The organism is Cupriavidus basilensis OR16, assembly GCF_000243095.1.
GTDB lineage: Bacteria > Pseudomonadota > Gammaproteobacteria > Burkholderiales > Burkholderiaceae > Cupriavidus > Cupriavidus basilensis_D.
On record NZ_AHJE01000152.1, the window covers coordinates 1 to 968 of the forward strand.

2 protein-coding genes are annotated in these 968 nt (G+C 58.8%); one reads left to right on the top strand and one right to left on the bottom strand.

Annotation, left to right across the window (positions count from 1 at the left end):
• Positions 1-307: Arm DNA-binding domain-containing protein (locus OR16_RS36260; RefSeq protein ID WP_006164014.1), on the bottom strand; the 307-nt coding region annotated here is incomplete at its 3' end.
• A 335-nt stretch (positions 308-642) separates the two neighbouring features.
• Here OR16_RS36260 and OR16_RS36265 point away from each other — a divergent pair.
• On the top strand, positions 643-966 hold the full coding sequence (locus OR16_RS36265) for a hypothetical protein (protein ID WP_043422544.1): 324 nt from the start codon (positions 643-645) through the stop codon (positions 964-966).
• The last annotated feature ends 2 nt before the right edge of the window (positions 967-968 follow it).

Consider the following 968-nt stretch of genomic DNA (forward strand, 5'->3'; position numbering starts at 1 on the left):
GGCGCAAGCTCAACCCGCAGAAGTCAATATGAGCCGGCTCCCAGAACCGGGTGCCTTTGGTCGGCGGCGCCTTGACGAATGAATCCAGCAGATCGCCAAACTTCGGACCAGCTGCAGTTCCCAGCGCGGCGAGGGAGGCGCTGCTCTCGTTCTCCCGCAGCCAATCCTTCGCCTCTGTCTTGGTTGCAAACACCTTCGACTTGTTGACCTGCTTGCCGTTGACGTTCCGGCGGATGAAAGCGCGGTAGGTGGTGACAGTCTTTCCGCTGGCCTTGTCCGTTTTCTTGGCGGTTGTGATGGAGCCCATTTTTCCCCTCTGGATGTGTTGGCAGCGGATTACGCAGATTTACACATTGTGCCGCGCAATCCCTTGCCAATACTACATCCACAGCCGATTTTAAGTCTGCTGAGTCTACCAATTTCTCCACGGCCGCACGGCAAGCCCGATATTGTGGTCGGTTGGGCGCGGTGATGCAAGCTCCGCGCGGGATTTGCGCGGGAGATGACCAAGCGCGCGAATGCGGCGTGTTTATATGCCGATTGTTACGCCTGGTAACAATGTAACGTCCTCGGTTTCACCTGCCATTTTTCAAGAACCTACAATACTTCTTATCGAATAACACGTCGCAAGAGGCAAGGATCATGAAACGTTGGTGGCTCGCAGGACTCGCTTTACTTGGGGCGCTGGCATCAGGTGCGGCAATGGCCCATGTGAGCGTTGGCGTGGCGATTGGTGTGCCTGGCGTCGTTGTCGGTGGCCCCGCGTACTATCCGCCTCCGGCTTATATTGCCGCACCGCCCGTGATCATGGCGCCTGCTCCTGTCTACTATGGCCCGCCGCCGGTCTACTACGGTCCGGGCCCGGGCTATTACGGCTACGGCCCGCGTTACTATGGCCGCGGTTACTACGAGCGGGGCTACGGCCGGGGCTATTACGGCCATGGACATGGACGCCACTGGCGATAGGC

Excerpts from the sequence above, each read along its gene's own strand:
- OR16_RS36265 (WP_043422544.1), top strand. The coding sequence starts at position 643 with ATGAAACGTTGGTGGCTCGCAGGACTCGCTTTACTTGGGGCGCTGGCA.